This is a genomic window from Pseudomonas sp. IT-P176, from assembly GCF_949767245.1.
Lineage (GTDB): Bacteria > Pseudomonadota > Gammaproteobacteria > Pseudomonadales > Pseudomonadaceae > Aquipseudomonas.
Genome location: NZ_CATKPN010000035.1, coordinates 79917 through 94911, shown reverse-complemented (window position 1 = coordinate 94911; position 14995 = coordinate 79917). Strand labels below are relative to the sequence as shown.

14 protein-coding genes are annotated in these 14995 nt (G+C 62.9%); 5 read left to right on the top strand and 9 right to left on the bottom strand.

Going from position 1 to position 14995, the window contains the following annotated elements; all coding sequences use genetic code 11:
* The first annotated feature begins 20 nt into the window (after nucleotides 1-20).
* Nucleotides 21-908, top strand: coding sequence for a lysophospholipid acyltransferase (locus tag ACM6IP_RS06485; RefSeq protein ID WP_095165086.1), 888 nt, complete (start codon nucleotides 21-23; stop codon nucleotides 906-908).
* Nucleotides 909-1007: 99 nt separating this feature from the next.
* Here the strand turns inward: ACM6IP_RS06485 and ACM6IP_RS06480 are convergent, their stop codons facing one another.
* The 5 genes from ACM6IP_RS06480 to def form a co-directional block, all read right to left on the bottom strand.
* Nucleotides 1008-1325 carry a tetratricopeptide repeat protein gene (locus ACM6IP_RS06480; protein ID WP_095165087.1) on the bottom strand — a complete coding sequence of 106 codons (318 nt, stop codon included), beginning with the start codon at nucleotides 1323-1325 and terminating at the stop codon, nucleotides 1008-1010.
* 88 nt (nucleotides 1326-1413) lie between these two features.
* A complete protein-coding gene (gene trkA / locus ACM6IP_RS06475) occupies nucleotides 1414-2787 on the bottom strand; it encodes a Trk system potassium transporter TrkA (RefSeq protein ID WP_095165088.1) in 1374 nt (457 codons plus the stop codon).
* Nucleotides 2788-2809: 22 nt separating this feature from the next.
* The gene (gene rsmB, locus ACM6IP_RS06470; protein WP_414861169.1) at nucleotides 2810-4120 is read right to left on the bottom strand and encodes a 16S rRNA (cytosine(967)-C(5))-methyltransferase RsmB; all 1311 of its coding nucleotides are present in this window, start codon (nucleotides 4118-4120) and stop codon (nucleotides 2810-2812) included.
* Complete coding sequence (gene fmt / locus ACM6IP_RS06465; RefSeq protein ID WP_159992950.1) at nucleotides 4117-5064, bottom strand: methionyl-tRNA formyltransferase; 948 nt, start codon at nucleotides 5062-5064, stop codon at nucleotides 4117-4119. Before fmt ends, rsmB begins: the two co-directional genes overlap by 4 nt.
* Before the next feature lie 74 nt (nucleotides 5065-5138).
* Nucleotides 5139-5645, bottom strand: a complete 507-nt coding sequence (def, locus tag ACM6IP_RS06460) for a peptide deformylase (RefSeq protein ID WP_095080986.1) — start codon at nucleotides 5643-5645, stop codon at nucleotides 5139-5141.
* A 324-nt stretch (nucleotides 5646-5969) separates the two neighbouring features.
* Here def and dprA point away from each other — a divergent pair, with 324 nt between their 5' ends.
* On the top strand, nucleotides 5970-7082 hold the full coding sequence (dprA, locus tag ACM6IP_RS06455) for a DNA-processing protein DprA (RefSeq protein WP_414861168.1): 1113 nt from the start codon (nucleotides 5970-5972) through the stop codon (nucleotides 7080-7082).
* 67 nt (nucleotides 7083-7149) lie between these two features.
* On the top strand, nucleotides 7150-7707 hold the full coding sequence (locus ACM6IP_RS06450) for an L-threonylcarbamoyladenylate synthase (protein ID WP_095165092.1): 558 nt from the start codon (nucleotides 7150-7152) through the stop codon (nucleotides 7705-7707).
* Between the two features lie 101 nt (nucleotides 7708-7808).
* Here the strand turns inward: ACM6IP_RS06450 and ACM6IP_RS06445 are convergent, their stop codons facing one another.
* Nucleotides 7809-8786, bottom strand: a complete 978-nt coding sequence (locus tag ACM6IP_RS06445) for an NADPH:quinone reductase (protein ID WP_159992954.1) — start codon at nucleotides 8784-8786, stop codon at nucleotides 7809-7811.
* A gap of 164 nt (nucleotides 8787-8950) precedes the next feature.
* Here ACM6IP_RS06445 and hemF point away from each other — a divergent pair, with 164 nt between their 5' ends.
* A complete protein-coding gene (hemF, locus tag ACM6IP_RS06440) occupies nucleotides 8951-9868 on the top strand; it encodes an oxygen-dependent coproporphyrinogen oxidase (RefSeq protein ID WP_095165094.1) in 918 nt (305 codons plus the stop codon).
* An 85-nt stretch (nucleotides 9869-9953) separates the two neighbouring features.
* On the top strand, nucleotides 9954-10775 hold the full coding sequence (aroE, locus tag ACM6IP_RS06435) for a shikimate dehydrogenase (RefSeq protein WP_095165095.1): 822 nt from the start codon (nucleotides 9954-9956) through the stop codon (nucleotides 10773-10775).
* Between the two features lies 1 nt (nucleotide 10776).
* Here aroE and ACM6IP_RS06430 read toward each other — a convergent pair whose 3' ends face one another.
* The 3 genes from ACM6IP_RS06430 to betC all read right to left on the bottom strand — a co-directional run bounded on the left by ACM6IP_RS06430 (nucleotide 10777) and on the right by betC (nucleotide 14886).
* Nucleotides 10777-12345, bottom strand: a complete 1569-nt coding sequence (locus ACM6IP_RS06430; protein WP_095165096.1) for a SulP family inorganic anion transporter — start codon at nucleotides 12343-12345, stop codon at nucleotides 10777-10779.
* A gap of 90 nt (nucleotides 12346-12435) precedes the next feature.
* Nucleotides 12436-13356 carry a choline ABC transporter substrate-binding protein gene (choX, locus tag ACM6IP_RS06425; protein ID WP_414861167.1) on the bottom strand — a complete coding sequence of 307 codons (921 nt, stop codon included), beginning with the start codon at nucleotides 13354-13356 and terminating at the stop codon, nucleotides 12436-12438.
* Nucleotides 13357-13371: 15 nt separating this feature from the next.
* Complete coding sequence (betC, locus tag ACM6IP_RS06420; protein ID WP_414861166.1) at nucleotides 13372-14886, bottom strand: choline-sulfatase; 1515 nt, start codon at nucleotides 14884-14886, stop codon at nucleotides 13372-13374.
* Nucleotides 14887-14995: the final 109 nt, after the last annotated feature.

The window sequence follows — 14995 nt, the reverse complement described above, 5'->3', positions numbered from 1 at the left end:
TCAGACAACAGGAGTGACCTGTGGATAAGTTTAAAGGCGCCTTGCTGGTAGGCGCTCTAAGGTTGTTTGCCCTGCTCCCGTGGCGGGCAGTGCAAGCGGTGGGCGCGGCGATTGGCTGGGTCATGTGGAAAACCCCCAACCGTTCCCGCGACGTGGTGCGCATCAACCTGGCCAAGTGTTTCCCTGAAATGGACCCCGCCGAGCGTGAGCGCCTGGTGGGCCAGAGTCTCAAGGACATCGGCAAGTCCCTGACTGAAAGCGCCTGCGCGTGGATCTGGCCCGCCCAGCGTTCGATCGACCTGGTGCGTGAAGTCGAAGGCCTGGAGGTGCTCAAGGAGGCCCTCGCGTCGGGCAAGGGCGTAGTCGGCATCACCAGCCACCTGGGCAACTGGGAGGTGCTCAACCACTTCTATTGCAGCCAGTGCAAACCGATTATTTTCTACCGTCCGCCCAAGCTCAAGGCGGTGGATGAACTGCTGCGCAAGCAGCGCGTGCAACTGGGCAACCGCGTGGCGGCGTCCACCAAGGAAGGCATTCTCAGTGTCATCAAGGAAGTGCGCAAAGGCGGCGCGGTGGGGATCCCGGCTGACCCGGAGCCGGCTGAATCGGCCGGTATCTTCGTGCCCTTTTTCGCCACCAAGGCCCTGACCAGCAAGTTTGTGCCGAACATGCTCGCCGGCGGCAAGGCGGTCGGGGTATTCCTGCACGCCCTGCGCCTGCCGGACGGCTCGGGCTACAAGGTGATCCTGGAAGCCGCCCCCGAGGCGATGTACAGCACCGACACCGAGACGTCCTGCGCGGCCATGAGCCAGGTGGTCGAACGGTATGTGCGGGCGTATCCGAGCCAGTACATGTGGAGCATGAAGCGCTTCAAGAAGCGTCCGCCGGGTGAAGAGCGCTGGTACTGAAGATTCACTGAGCTTCAGGATACCCGTGTCATCGTTGACGACCATCGCGGGCAAGCCCGCTCCCACAAAAGCCGCGATGGTCTCAAGAGCACCGCGCCCTTACAGGGCGCTCGTGCGATCGAGCTTTTTCAGGAACACCGTCATTTCCTTTTCGGCCTGCTTGTCGCCATGGGCGCGAGCAGCTTCCAGGCCCTGTTCCCAGGCCTGGCGCGCGGCCGGATAGTCCGCGAGCGCCAACTGAGCCTTGCCCAATAGCTTCCAGGCCGCAGAATATTTCGGATCGAATGCCACGCAGCGCGTGAAGTGTTCGGCGGCCTTGGCGTTTTCTCCCAGATCCAGATACCCCTTGCCCAGCCCGAAGCGCAGCAATGAGTTATCCACACCCTTGGCGAGCATTTTTTCCAGGGATTCGAGCATGGTTCAATTCCTTAAATCCAATGTAGGAGCGGGTGCCCGCTTGCGGCTTACTCGCGAAGAGGCCCGCCCAGGCGCCGCAAATCCGCGATCAGAAGAAGCTCAATCCCACGTGGAACAGCTTCTCCACATCGCGAATATGCTTTTTATCCACAAGGAACAGAATCACATGGTCCCCGGCTTCGATCACTGTGTCGTCGTGGGCGATCAACACTTCCTCGTCGCGGATGATCGCGCCAATGGTGGTACCTGGCGGCAATGCGATGTTCTCGATGGCCTTGCCGATGACCTTGCTCGACTTCTCGTCACCGTGGGCAATTGCCTCGATGGCTTCTGCCGCCCCCCGGCGCAGTGAGTGCACGCTGACGATGTCGCCTCGACGCACGTGAGCCAGCAAGGTGCCGATGGTCGCCAGTTGCGGGCTGATGGCGATGTCGATGTCACCGCCCTGGATCAGGTCCACATAGGCGGGGTTGTTGATGATGGTCATGACCTTCTTCGCACCCAGGCGCTTGGCCAGCAGCGAAGACATGATGTTGGCTTCATCGTCGTTGGTCAGCGCCAGGAAGATATCGGCGTCGGCGATGTTCTCCTCCAGCAGCAAGTCGCGGTCCGATGCGCTGCCCTGCAACACCACGGTGCTGTCGAGGGTGTCCGACAGATAGCGGCAGCGGGCCGGGTTCATCTCGATGATCTTGACCTGGTAGCGGCTTTCGATGGCCTCGGCCAGGCGCTCGCCAATCTGCCCGCCACCGGCGATGACGATGCGCTTGTAGCTTTCGTCGAGGCGGCGCATTTCGCTCATGACCGCGCGAATGTTGGCTCGGGCGGCAATGAAAAACACTTCATCGTCGGCCTCGATTACGGTGTTGCCTTGCGGCAGGATCGGCCGGTCACGCCGGAAAATCGCCGCCACCCGGGTATCGACGTTCGGCATGTGTTCGCGCAACTGGCGCAGTTGCTGGCCTACCAGCGGTCCGCCGTAGTAGGCCTTGACCGCCACCAACTGGGCCTTGCCCTCGGCGAAGTCGATCACCTGCAGGGCACCGGGGTGTTCGATCAGGCGCTTGATGTAGTTGGTCACTACTTGTTCCGGGCTGATCAGCACATCGACCGGAATCGCGTCATTGTCGAACAGCTCGGCGCGGGTCAGGTAGGACGCCTCGCGCACCCGGGCGATCTTGGTCGGGGTGTGGAACAGGGTATGGGCGACCTGGCAGGCGACCATGTTGGTTTCGTCGCTGTTGGTCACGGCCACCAGCATGTCGGCGTCGTCGGCGCCGGCCTGGCGCAGCACCGTAGGCAACGAGCCGCGACCTTGCACCGTGCGGATGTCGAGGCGATCGCCGAGATCGCGCAGGCGTTCTCCGTCGGTGTCGACCACTGTGATGTCGTTCGCTTCGCTGGCCAGATGCTCTGCCAGTGATCCACCCACCTGCCCTGCGCCGAGGATGATGATCTTCATCCGTCTACTCCCTTAAAACCGGTTAACCGCGCGCGGCGGCAATCTTGATCAGCTTGGCGTAATAGAACCCGTCATGGCCACCCTCTTGCGCCAGCAACTGGCGACCATGGGGTTGCTTGATGCCGGCCTGGCTGGCGATGTCCAGTTCGCGAGCGCCGGGGGTGCGCCCGAGGAAGGCTGCGATCACTTCGGTGTTCTCGGTCGGCAGTGTCGAGCAGGTGGCGTACAGCAAGATGCCGCCTACCTCGAGGGTTGGCCACATCGCGTCGAGCAACTCGCCTTGCAGCCCGGCCAGCGCGGCGATGTCATCGGGTTGGCGGGTCAGCTTGATGTCCGGGTGCCGGCGAATTACGCCCGTCGCCGAACAAGGCGCGTCGAGCAGAATCCGCTGGAACGGCTTGCCGTCCCACCAGGCCTGGGTGTCGCGGCCATCGGCGGCGATCAGCTCGGCCCTCAGGCCCAGCCGTTCGAGGTTCTCCTTGACCCGTACCAGGCGCTTGGCTTCGAGGTCCACCGCCACCACACCGGCCAGCCCAGGCTCGACTTCGAGGATATGGCAGGTCTTGCCGCCGGGTGCGCAGCAGGCGTCGAGCACTCGCTGGCCCGGCGCCAGGTCCAGCAGTTCGGCGGCCAGTTGCGCCGCTTCGTCCTGCACGCTGATCCAGCCTTCGCTGAAGCCCGGCAGGCTGCGCACATCAGTCGGGGTCTCGAGCACGATACCGTCCTGGCTGAAGGTGCACGGCTGAGCGGCTACCCCGGCCTGGCTCAGCAACTGCAGGTAGGCAGCGCGGTCATGATGGCGGCGATTGACCCGCAGAATCATCGGAGGGTGTGCGTTGTTCGCGGCGCAAATGGCTTCCCACTGCAGGGGCCAGAAGGCCTTGAGGGATTTTTGCAGCCAGCGTGGATGGGCGGTGCGTACTACCGGGTCGTGCTCGAGTTCGGCCAACAGCGCTTCGCTTTCACGTTGCGCGCGGCGCAGCACGGCGTTGATCAGGGCCTTGGCCCAGGGCTTTTTCAGCTTGTCGGCGCAGCCCACGGTTTCACCGATGGCGGCGTGGGCTGGTACCCGGGTGTAGAGCAGTTGGTACAGGCCGACCAGCAGCAACGCCTCGACATCGGCATCCGCCGCCTTGAAGGGCTTTTGCAGGAGTTTTGCCGCCAGCGCCGACAAGCGTGGCTGCCAGCGTGCGGTACCGAAGGCCAGGTCCTGGGTGAAGCCGCGATCGCGGTCTTCGACCTTGTCCAGCTGAGTCGGCAGGGAGCTGTTGAGGGACGCTTTGCCACTGAGGACAGCGGCCAGTGCCTTGGCGGCAGCCAGACGTGGGTTCATTGCGCGTCCACCGACTGGCCGAGCACGGTGCCCAGGGCAAATTTCTCGCGGCGGCTGTTGAACAGGTCGCTGAAGTTCAGGGCCTTGCCGCCGGGCAATTGCAGGCGGGTCAAGCACAGCGCTTGCTCACCGCAGGCGACGATCAGGCCGTCCTTGCTGGCGCCGAGCACCTCCCCCGGGGCGCCTTGGCCATCGGCCAAGTGGGCGGCCAGGACTTTCAGGGCCTCGCCATTGAGGGTGCTGTGGCAGATCGGCCATGGGTTGAAGGCGCGTACCAGGCGTTCCAGTTCGACCGCCGGGCGGCTCCAGTCGATGCGCGCCTCGTCCTTGTTCAATTTGTGCGCATAGGTGGCGAGGCTGTCGTCCTGCACTTCGCCTTGCAGGGTACCGGCGGCCAATCCGGCAATCGCCTGCAGCACTGCGGGCGGGCCCATCTCGGCAAGTCGGTCATGCAGGGTGCCGCCGGTGTCCTGGCCGCTGATCGCAGTGCTCACCTTGAGCAGCATCGGCCCGGTGTCGAGCCCCGCCTCCATGCGCATCACGGTGACCCCGCTCTGCGCATCGCCCGCTTCGACGGCGCGCTGGATCGGCGCCGCACCGCGCCAGCGCGGCAACAGGGAAGCATGGCTGTTGATGCAACCCAGGCGTGGGATATCCAGCACCACCTGCGGCAGGATCAGGCCATAGGCGACCACCACCATCAGGTCCGGCTGCAGCGCGGCCAGTTCGGCCTGGGCGTCGGCATTGCGCAGGGTTGGCGGCTGGAATACTGGAATGTTGTGTTCCAGGGCCAGTTGCTTGACCGGGCTTGGCATCAGCTTTTGCCCACGACCTGCCGGACGGTCCGGTTGGGTGTAGACCGCCACGACCTCGTAAGGGCTGTCGAGCAGGGCCTTGAGGTGTTCGGCGGCAAATTCGGGGGTGCCGGCAAAGACGATGCGCATTGAGGAGGCTCTCGGTTTCAGAAGCAGTCACAAAAGAAAAAGGCTTGCCGCAGCAAGCCTTTGGAAGAAAGGAATCAAGCGTTCTGGCGATGGAGCTTTTCCAGCTTCTTCTTGATCCGGTCGCGTTTGAGCGTGGACAGGTAGTCGACGAACAATTTGCCGTTGAGGTGATCGCATTCATGTTGAATGCACACCGCCAGCAGGCCTTCGGCGATCAGTTCGTACGGCTTGCCGTCGCGATCCAGGGCCTTGATCTTGACCTTCTGCGGGCGATCGACGTTTTCGTAGAAGCCGGGTACCGAAAGGCAGCCTTCCTGGTACTGGTCCATCTCGTCGGTCAGGGTCTCGAACTCGGGGTTGATGAACACCCGCGGTTCACTGCGGTCTTCGGACAAGTCCATGACCACGATGCGCTTGTGCACATTGACCTGGGTCGCCGCGAGGCCGATGCCTGGCGCTTCATACATTGTTTCAAACATGTCATCGACCAACTGCCGCACTTCGTCGTCCACTACGGTCACCGGTTTGGCGATCGTGCGCAGGCGCGGGTCGGGGAATTCGAGGATGTTCAAAATGGCCATAAGCGTAATTGCTGCACGTGTGAAGTAAGGTCAGGGCCGATCGCCTGGCAGTCCGCAGAGGCTGGCGATGGCTGTAAAACGAAGCCCCCTCGCGGGAGCGAGCCATGCCGGCTCTGGCGTTTTACGCGAGCCCACATAATAAAGGGATTCACTGCGTGAGGGAAATCACAAACCTTTGGCCGTCGCCCGCCACAGCCTGCACGCAGGACAAAAATCCCTGCCCCCCAGGGCCTCTGGGCGGGAAAACACTCAACAAGTTACCAACAGACTTATCCACAGCTTGTTCCTGACTCGTCAGGCGCAATTACGATCAAGGATGATCTTATGTCGTCGTCTATATCCCTGCCGGTTTCGCCGGCGGAACTGGAAGCTCGTCTGCGTTTACACCTCCTGCCTGAACTGGGGCCGCGGCGTTTTCAGAAGTTGCTGCAAGCCTTTGGTTCGGCCTCCAAAGCCATCAGCGCCCCGGCCAGTGCCTGGCGCGCCCTGGGTTTGCCCGCCGCCTGCGCAGAGGCCCGGCGCAGCCCGTTGATTCGTGATGGCGCGCATCACGCAATGGCCTGGCTAGAGCGTGAGGGCCAGCATTTGCTGATGATTGACCAGCCCGGTTACCCCGCGTTGCTGGCCGAGATCAGTGACCCGCCGCCCTTGTTGTTTGTCGCCGGAGATCCGTCGATCCTGGAAAAACCGCAACTGGCGATGGTCGGCAGCCGTCGCGCTTCCAGGCCGGGAATGGACACCGCGGCGGCGTTCTCCCGCAGCCTGGCAGGCGCTGGTTTTGTGATCACCAGTGGCTTGGCGCTGGGCATCGATGCGGCTGCGCACCAGGCCGCGCTGGAGGTTGGAGGGCAGACGGTGGGCGTGCTGGGTACTGGCCTGGAAAAATTTTATCCACAGCGCAACCGCGCCCTTGCCGAGGCGATGATTGCCCAGGGTAGTGCGGTGGTTTCCGAATTTGCCCTGGATGCCGGGCCGCACGCCAGCCACTTTCCAAGGCGTAACCGGATCATCAGTGGTTTGTCCCTGGGCGTGCTGGTGGTCGAGGCCAGTGTCGCCAGTGGTTCGTTGATCACCGCCCGGCTGGCGGCAGAGCAAGGGCGCGAGGTCTATGCGATTCCCGGCTCCATCCATCACCCCGCTGCCCGAGGCTGCCACCAGTTGATTCGCGATGGGGCAACCCTGGTGGAGACCATCGAGCATATTCTCGAAGGCTTGCGTGGCTGGCAGTACCTGCCGGTCGCCCCGGTCATGGCCCCGGTCCCAGCCGAACTCGATCACCCGCTGTTGCGCCTGCTGTTTGCCGCGCCCCATACCAGCGAAGCCCTGGCCGACTCCAGCGGCTGGGCCTTGCCCAAAGTGCTGGTGGCGCTGACCGAGCTGGAAATGGAAGGTCGGGCGGTGGCGGAAGGCGGACGCTGGTTTGCCCGCCTAAGCTAGGTTCATGCACTGGGATTTATAAGGAAGATGGGTAAACTGCGCACAGCCTTATTTTGGAGAGTCGGTCATGGTCAACAGTTGGCGTGTGCAACAAGCCGCACGAGGAATTCGCGCAGGGGCGGTGCTTGCCTATCCAACCGAAGCCGTCTGGGGCCTGGGGTGCGACCCCTGGGATGAAGAGGCGGTGTATCGCCTGTTGGCGATCAAGGGACGCTCGGTGGAAAAGGGCCTGATCCTGGTAGCCGACAATATTCGCCAGTTCGACTTCCTGTTCGATGACTTCCCGCAGTTGTGGCTCGATCGAATGGCCAGCACCTGGCCAGGGCCGAATACCTGGCTGGTGCCCCACCAGAACATGTTGCCGCAATGGATCACCGGGGTTCACGAAACCGTGGCCCTGCGCGTCAGCGATCACCCGCAGGTGCGCGATCTGTGTGCGTTGGTCGGGCCACTGGTGTCGACGTCCGCCAACCCTCAGGGACGGCCGGCGGCGCGCACGCGGATTCGCGTCGAGCAGTATTTCCGTGGGCAAGTCGACCTGGTGTTGGGCGGCCAACTCGGCGGGCGCAGGAACCCCAGCGTGATTCGCGACCTGGCGACCGGCCACGTGGTGCGTCCGGACTGAGATCGCGCTGCTGCGGTTCGCTGCAGGAGCAAAGCTTGCTCGCGTACGCCACCTTCGCGAGCAAGCCGCCAGCGAAGACCTCCTGTCTGAGGCAATAACTCTCAGGGCAGCAGAATGGTCGAGCCAGTGGTACGTCGAGCCGACAGCTCGGTCTGGGCCTTCGCCGCTTCAGCCAGCGAGTAACGTTGGCTGATATCAACCCGCAACTGACCACTGATGATCATCTCGAACAGCTCATCGGCCATGCGCTGCAGGTTCTCTGCATTGTTGGCGTAGGTCGCCAGGGTCGGTCGGGTGACGTATAGCGAACCCTTGGCCGAGAGAATTCCCAGGTTCACCCCGTCCACCGCCCCCGACGCATTGCCGAAACTCACCACCAGCCCACGGGGTGCAGTGCTGTCGAGGGAGGTCAGCCAGGTGTCTTTGCCGACGCCGTCGTAGACCACCGGGCACTTCTTGCCGTCAGTCAGTTCCAGGACCCGCTCTGCGACATTTTCATGGCTGTAGTCGATGGTCGCCCAAGCGCCGTTGGCCTTGGCCAGTGCGGCCTTTTCCGGTGAACTGACGGTGCCGATCAGCTTCACGCCCAGGGCCTTGGCCCATTGGCAGGCCAGCGAACCGACACCGCCGGCAGCGGCGTGGAACAGGATGGTTTCGCCAGCCTTGAGTTCATAGGTCTGACGCAGCAGGTATTGCACCGTCAGGCCTTTGAGCATTACACCGGCGGCCTGTTCGAAGCTGATGGCCTCGGGCAGATGCACCAGGTTGGCTTCCGGCAGTACGTGTACATCGCTGTAGGCCCCCAGTGGGCCGCTGCCATAGGCCACGCGGTCGCCGACCTTAAATCGGCTGACCTGGCTGCCGACGGCCTCGACCACGCCGGCACCCTCGGCGCCCAGGCCCGATGGCAAGGCTGGAGGCGCATACAGGCCACTGCGAAAATAGGTGTCGATGAAATTCAGGCCGATGGCCTTGTTGCTCACGCGCACCTGCTGCGGGCCCGGCTCGGCCGGCTGATAGTCCACATACTCAAGCACTTCGGGGCCGCCATGGGCACGGAACTGGATTCGTTTGGCCATCTGCACTCTCCTTGGGTGGTTTTGCGTCGGGTCCTATCGGACTCCTAAGCTTGATCTTCGTCAACTGTGGCAGGCCCGGGTGCAGTGTTATGCTACGCGCCCATTTGCGTCGGCCGCCGTTCTGATCGAGCGCCGCGTAGCTTTGCCCGATTCAAGGTGATGCCATGACTACCCGCACCGAAGCCGTTAAAGCCTACCTGCTCGACCTGCAAGACCGCATTTGTGCCGCGCTGGAAACAGAAGACGGCGGCACGCGCTTTGTCGAAGACGCCTGGACCCGACCAGCCGGCGGTGGCGGACGGACGCGGGTGATCGAAAATGGCGCGGTGATCGAAAAAGGCGGCGTCAACTTTTCCCACGTGTTTGGCAGCGGCCTGCCGCCCTCGGCCAGCGCACACCGGCCGGAGTTGGCTGGACGCGGCTTCGAAGCCCTCGGCGTGTCACTGGTGATCCACCCGCACAACCCTCACGTGCCGACGTCCCACGCCAACGTGCGCTTTTTCATCGCGGAAAAACCCGGTGAAGAGCCGGTGTGGTGGTTCGGTGGCGGCTTCGACCTGACCCCTTACTACGGCAATGAAGAAGACTGCGTGCATTGGCACCGTGTCGCCGCCCAGGCCTGCGCGCCATTCGGGCCGGATGTCTACAGCCGTTACAAGGCGTGGTGCGACAGTTATTTCCACATCAAGCATCGCAATGAGCCCCGGGGTATCGGCGGCCTGTTTTTCGATGACCTGAACGAGTGGGATTTCGACACCTGCTTCGCGTTCATCCGCGCCATCGGCGATGCCTACATCGAGGCCTACCTGCCGATCGTGCAGCGCCGCAAGGCCCAGGCCTACACCGAGCAACAGCGTGAATTCCAGGAATTCCGCCGTGGTCGCTACGTCGAGTTCAACCTGGTCTACGACCGTGGCACGCTGTTCGGCCTGCAGTCGGGCGGGCGTACCGAGTCGATCCTCATGTCGCTGCCACCGCAAGTGCGCTGGGCCTACGACTGGAAGGCCGAGCCGGGTAGTGAAGAAGCGCGCCTGACGGAGTACTTCCTGCAAGACCGCGATTGGCTGGCGGGCTCGGCCTGATCCGCAGGCGCCGGATAGCCGGCACACAACGCTAAGTGGTTGAGCACAAAAGCGCCTTCAGGGGCGCGCTCCAAGAGGGTTTGAGATGGATCAGTACGTCGTTTTCGGTAACCCGATTGGCCACAGCAAGTCGCCGTTGATCCATCGCCTGTTTGCCCAGCAGACGGCACAGCAACTGGACTACAACACCCTGCTGGCACCGCTCGATGATTTTTCCGGCTGTGCCACGGCATTTTTCGCTGAAGGGCGCGGGGCCAATGTCACGGTGCCTTTCAAGGAAGAGGCCTACCGCCTGGCCAGCCAACTGACGGCCCGTGCGCAACGGGCCGGGGCGGTCAATACCCTGAGCAAGTTGGCCGACGGCAGCCTGTTGGGTGACAACACCGATGGCGCCGGGCTCGTTCGAGACCTGACGGTCAATGCCGGATTCAGCCTGCACGGCAAACGCATCCTGTTGCTCGGCGCCGGTGGCGCGGTGCGCGGTGCGCTGGAGCCGTTGTTGGCCGAGCATCCGGCCTCAGTGATCATTGCCAATCGCACGGTGGAAAAAGCCGAGCTGCTGGCCGAGCTGTTCGCCGATCTGGGCCCGGTCTCGGCCAGCGGCTTCGATTGGCTGCGCGAGCCGGTGGACCTGATCATCAACGCCACATCGGCCAGCCTGTCAGGCGATGTACCGCCGATCGCCAGTAGCCTGATCGAACCCGGCAAGACCCTGTGCTACGACATGATGTACGGCAAGGAGCCAACATCCTTCTGCCGCTGGGCCAGTGCCCATGGCGCCGTCATGGCACTGGACGGCCTGGGCATGCTCGCCGAACAGGCCGCCGAAGCCTTCTTCCTGTGGCGCGGGGTGCGTCCGGACACGGCACCAGTGTTGGCTGAACTGCGCCGGCAATTGGCGCTGTAGTTCAATCCTCGAAGCGGATCGGGCATTTCTCCGCGCCTTCGAGTTTGCGCAACTCTTCGACCACATGCCCTCGCGCCCGACGCAAGGTCAGGCTGCGGTCCTGCCTGAGCAGGCGGCGGGCTTCCTGGTGGAGCATTTCCACACCGGAATAGTCGATGAAGTTGATGTATTGCGCCTCAATCACCACCGCCAGGCCCTGGGTGCGCTGCAGGCGCACTTGCAGGTAATGGCTGGCGCCGAAAAAGATCGAACCGCCGACCCGCAGAATCTCTTCATCGCCCTCGCGCCATTGCTGTACGCGGGGCTGTGAGGTGCGTTTGAGGTAGAAGAACAGCGAAGCCAGCACACCGGCGTAGATTGCCGTTTGCAGCTCCAGCAGCAGCGTGGCGACGCAGGTCAGCGCCATCACCGCAAACTCGGCCCGGCTTACCCGAAACAGCGCCCGAATGCCGCGGTGGTCCACCAGGCCCCAGCAAATCAACAGAATGCTGCCGGCCATGGCAGGGATCGGGATGTGCGCGATGAGTTTTGCTCCGGCCAGTGCAAACAGGGCTACCCACAGCGCCGAGAACACGCCCGCCAGCGGTGAGCAGGCCCCGGCTTCATAACTCAAACCGGAGCGGGTGAAGGAGCCGGCCGACAGTGAGCCGGAGAAAAAACTGCCGACGATGTTGGAAAAGCCCTGGGCGCGTACTTCCTGATTGGCGTCGAGCAACTGTTGCGAGCGTGTCGACAGCGAGCGGGCAATCGACAGGCTGGTGACCAGCCCCAGCATGCCGACCGCCACGGCACTGGGCAGCAGGCGCAGGATCAAGTCCAGATCCAGGGGCAAGGGGCTGAACGGTGGCAGTCGCCCGACAAACGCGCTGACCAGTTGCACATGACCGAACCACGAGGGCCACAGCCAGACCACCAGGCTGCTCAGTACCAGGGTGATCAACAGGCTCGGCCAGCGCGGCAGGCACAGCTTCAGGGCGACACCCAGCGCCAATGTGCCGAGGCCCAGTGCCAACGAAGGTTTGTCCAGCTCATGCAGATGGCTGGCCAGCGACACCAGGCTGTCGAGTGCCGTGGCCTGGCTGGGCAGGTCCAGCCCCAGCAAGTTTGGTAGTTGCCCGAGGGCGATGACCACCGCGGCACCGAGGGTGAAGCCCAGCACCACCGAATGCGAGACGAAGTTCACCAGGGCGCCGAACCGCAGCAGGCCGAGCAGCCACTGGAACACCCCCGCGAGGAAAGTCAGCAACAGGATCAGGGTGACGTAGTCCTGGGAACCGGGCACGGCCAGCGGGCTGACACTGGCGTACAGGACGATGGAGATGGCCGCCGTAGGGCCGCAGATCAGATGCCAGGAGGAGCCCCAGAGGCACGCGATCAGCACCGGGATGATGGCGGCGTACAAGCCGTACTCCGGCGGCAGGCCGGCAATCAGTGCGTAGGCAATCGATTGTGGCAGCGCCAGAATCGCCCCGCTCAGCCCGACGACAAGATCGCGGCCGACGCTGGCGCGGGTCTGCCGGGGCAGCCAGCGGAGAAAGGGAAAGAGCGAATGGCGGCTGGGGAGTGCCATGAATCCTCGCGAATGGGCTTTTGCCAAAGAGTATCAGGGCAAAGGTGATTGTTCCCACGTGTGTGCAGGAACAATCCCGTGGGCCAGTGCTTAGAGCTTGGCCTTGACCGCCGGCAATGCCTCTTTGCCGTCTGCCGTTTGCACCCCGTCCAGCCACTTGTCCAGCACCGCCGGGTTGGCCTTGAGCCAAGCCTTGGCGGCCTCGGTGTTGCTGACCTTGTTGTTCAGCACCTCGGCCATGATGCTGTTTTCCATGTCCAGGGTGAAGCTCAGGTTGCTCAGCAGTTTGCCGACGTTCGGGCAGGCTTGGGCATAACCCTTGCGGGTCAGGGTGTGGACACTGCCGGTGTCGCCGAAGTACTTCTCACCGCCCTTGAGGTAGCGCATTTTCAGCTGCACGTTCATCGGGTGTGGAGTCCAGCCGAGGAAAGTCACGAACTTGTGTTTCTTCACTGCGCGCGAGACTTCCGCGAGCATCGCCTGCTCACTGGACTCCACCAGCTTCCATTGGCCCAGGTCGAAGTCGTTTTTCTTGATGATGTCCTGCAACGAGAGGTTGGCCGGTGCACCGGAGCCGATGCCGTAGATTTTCTTGTCGAACTGCTCGGCGTACTTGTTCAGGTCGGCGAAGTCATGCACGCCGGCCTCCCAGACGTAGTCCGGAACTGCCAGGGTGAACTCGGTGCCGTCGAGGTTCTTCGCCAGTTGGGTGACCTCGCCGCTGGCCACGAACTTGTCATAGAAGCCCTGCTGGGCTGGCATCCAGTTACCGAGGAAGACATCGACCTGACCGTCCTTGAGGCCACCAAAGATGATCGGCACCGCCAGGGTATCGATCTTGGCCTTGTACCCCATGCCCTCAAGCAGCACGCTGGTGATCGCGTTGGTCGCGGCGATGTCGCTCCAGCCGGGGTCGGCCATCTTCACGGTGTCGCAACGTTGCTCGGCCCAGGCCGAAACACTGCCAAGTATCAGTAACCCGGCGGTCACTACTGTGGATAACCTTTGCATGCGCTTCCCCTTACATTATTGGTTTTGGCAGGGTTGTGGATAACGAGCCTTGCGCTCCAGATCATCGAGGTCGATGTGGTTGCGCATGTACTGCTGGCTGGCGTCGACCAGTGGCTGGTGGTCCCAGCTCTTCAGGCGGCCAAGGCGCAGTGCGTCAGCCACGAATCGCCGGCGGCGCTGGCTGGCCAGGACCTGCAGGTGAATCGCCGGGATATCCCACTTGGCGCGAGCTTCGGCGAGAAAGGCGGCGTAAACCGGTTGATGCTGAGGCGAGTGACTGAGCTCTTCCTGTTCGCGCGGGTCGTTGCGTACATCGAACAACAGGCAGGGGTCGTCTTCACTGTAGATAAATTTGTAGGGCCCCCGGCGGATCATCATCAACGGGCTGATGGTGCCTTCGGCCATGTACTCACCAAACACTTCATCGTGGCCGCCCTGCCCCTGCAGGTGCGGCAACAGCGAGCGGCCGTCCAGTGGCAGGCCAGGCTGCAGCTCGCCACCGGCCAGGGCGACGAAGGTCGGGAGCAGGTCGGCGGTGGACACGGCGGCACTGACGCGTCCGGCCGCGAACTGGCCAGGCGCATAGACCAGCAGCGGCACCCGGGCGGCCATTTCGAACCAGTGCATTTTGTACCAGAGGCCACGCTCGCCGAGCATGTCGCCGTGGTCGCCGGAAAACACGATGATGGTGTCGTCGCTCAGACCGGTCTCTTCGAGGGTCTGCAGGAGTTTGCCGACGTTGGCATCGATGTAACTGCATGCGCCGAAATAGGCTCGGCGGGCATCACGGATCTTGTCCACGGGCAGTGGCTTGTCCCACAGGTCGTAGACCTTGAGCAGGCGTTGGGAATGTGGATCGAGGTCGGCCTGCGCCGGGGTCGCCGGCAGCGGGATGTCCTGGTCGTCATACAGATCCCAAAATGCCTTGGGAATGGTGTACGGGTCGTGTGGGTGGGTCATCGACACCGTCAGGCAAAACGGTTGGTCGCCGTCTTCACGGATGTGGTCGAACAGGTACTGCTGGGCCTTGAAGACCACCTCTTCATCGAAGTCCAGCTGGTTGGTGCGCACGCAAGGTCCGGCCTGCAGGACTGAGGACATGTTGTGATACCAACTCGGGCGCACGTCCGGTTCATCCCAGTTGACTGCCCAACCGTAATCGGCCGGGTAGATGTCGCTGGTCAGCCGTTCTTCATAGCCATGCAGTTGGTCCGGGCCGCAGAAGTGCATCTTGCCGGACAGCGCGGTGCGATAGCCGAGGCGACGCAGGTAGTGGGCATAGGTCGGCACATCGGCGGGAAAGTCTGCGGCGTTGTCGTAGGCGCCGATCTTGCTCGGCAACTGGCCACTGACCAGGGTGAAGCGCGAGGGTGCGCATAACGGGCTGTTGCAGTACGCAGCGTCGAATACCACGCCCTTGTCCGCCAGTCGGCTCAGGTTGGGCAGCTTGATCGGTGAAGCGCCGGAGAACGGCAGCAAGGGCGCGGCCATTTGGTCGGCCATGATGAAAAGAATGTTCTTGCGCTTCATGTGATAGCGGCATTCCATAGTGGGCAGTTATGCGAAAGTGCTGTGATCGAGAATGTAGCCCGTGCTCTTCGCGGTAAAGCCCATGTCCGGCAATGACTAGGATAAGCCC

What these genes read in the sequence shown, in the direction of transcription:
- ACM6IP_RS06450 (WP_095165092.1), top strand. Translation starts at nt 7,150, where the DNA reads ATGGTCAACAGTTGGCGTGTGCAACAAGCCGCACGAGGAATTCGCGCA.
- ACM6IP_RS06480 (WP_095165087.1), bottom strand. Translation starts at nt 1,325, where the DNA reads ATGCTCGAATCCCTGGAAAAAATGCTCGCCAAGGGTGTGGATAACTCA.
- ACM6IP_RS06445 (WP_159992954.1), bottom strand. Translation starts at nt 8,786, where the DNA reads ATGGCCAAACGAATCCAGTTCCGTGCCCATGGCGGCCCCGAAGTGCTT.
- trkA (WP_095165088.1), bottom strand. Translation starts at nt 2,787, where the DNA reads ATGAAGATCATCATCCTCGGCGCAGGGCAGGTGGGTGGATCACTGGCA.
- def (WP_095080986.1), bottom strand. Translation starts at nt 5,645, where the DNA reads ATGGCCATTTTGAACATCCTCGAATTCCCCGACCCGCGCCTGCGCACG.
- rsmB (WP_414861169.1), bottom strand. Translation starts at nt 4,120, where the DNA reads ATGAACCCACGTCTGGCTGCCGCCAAGGCACTGGCCGCTGTCCTCAGT.
- aroE (WP_095165095.1), top strand. Translation starts at nt 9,954, where the DNA reads ATGGATCAGTACGTCGTTTTCGGTAACCCGATTGGCCACAGCAAGTCG.
- hemF (WP_095165094.1), top strand. Translation starts at nt 8,951, where the DNA reads ATGACTACCCGCACCGAAGCCGTTAAAGCCTACCTGCTCGACCTGCAA.
- fmt (WP_159992950.1), bottom strand. Translation starts at nt 5,064, where the DNA reads ATGCGCATCGTCTTTGCCGGCACCCCCGAATTTGCCGCCGAACACCTC.
- choX (WP_414861167.1), bottom strand. Translation starts at nt 13,356, where the DNA reads ATGCAAAGGTTATCCACAGTAGTGACCGCCGGGTTACTGATACTTGGC.
- betC (WP_414861166.1), bottom strand. Translation starts at nt 14,886, where the DNA reads ATGAAGCGCAAGAACATTCTTTTCATCATGGCCGACCAAATGGCCGCG.
- ACM6IP_RS06430 (WP_095165096.1), bottom strand. Translation starts at nt 12,345, where the DNA reads ATGGCACTCCCCAGCCGCCATTCGCTCTTTCCCTTTCTCCGCTGGCTG.
- dprA (WP_414861168.1), top strand. Translation starts at nt 5,970, where the DNA reads ATGTCGTCGTCTATATCCCTGCCGGTTTCGCCGGCGGAACTGGAAGCT.